The organism is Acinetobacter sp., from assembly GCF_036666595.1.
Classification (GTDB): domain Bacteria; phylum Pseudomonadota; class Gammaproteobacteria; order Pseudomonadales; family Moraxellaceae; genus Acinetobacter.
Window position 1 is genome coordinate 1 of the sequence record NZ_JAVWVO010000119.1, and the last position, 596, is coordinate 596.

1 pseudogene is annotated in these 596 nt (G+C 31.2%); it reads left to right on the plus strand.

What is annotated here, in order from left to right:
• Positions 1-175 precede the first annotated feature (175 nt).
• A pseudogene (locus RR876_RS17110) lies at positions 176-596 on the plus strand (hypothetical protein); the annotation flags it as partial.

Below are 596 nucleotides of genomic sequence, written 5' to 3' on the forward strand. Positions count from 1 at the left end.
TGTTTATCTGCCAAAACAAAAAGCAGACCTTATGATCAAACCATAGTCAAAACCAATAGTTTAAAATTAAACGATAAAAAGTCCGCATTTCGCGGGCTTTTACTAAGAGAAAATCAGTGTTAATTTGATTTAAATTTCATATAATAAAAATATATATTTTTTAATAAGTTATAAAATGAGCTTCACAGTTAAAGATATTGCAAAAACATTAAAAGACAGCAAAAAACAAGGAACACCAGTAATTGTATTTACAGGTGCTGGTTGCTCCAAGAGCGCAGGCATGCCTTTAGCAAGCGAACTGATTTCTGAAATTAACAAGAAACATAAAGGTAATCTCAAAAGTCTGTCAGACCAAGAAAAAAAAGATTATGGCCTATGTATGAGTAAGCTCACTCCACATGAGCAAAAGACACTAATCGAAAAGCACATTACTAAAGCCAAAATTAATTGGGCACATATTGCTTTGGGTAGCCTTTTAAAAAATGGTTATTTAGGAAAAGTTCTTACTTTTAATTTTGACAATATTCTAAATCGTGCTTGTAGTTTAGACAATTTCTTCCCACCCATTTACGACTTAAAAGTTTTATCCAAAGAAT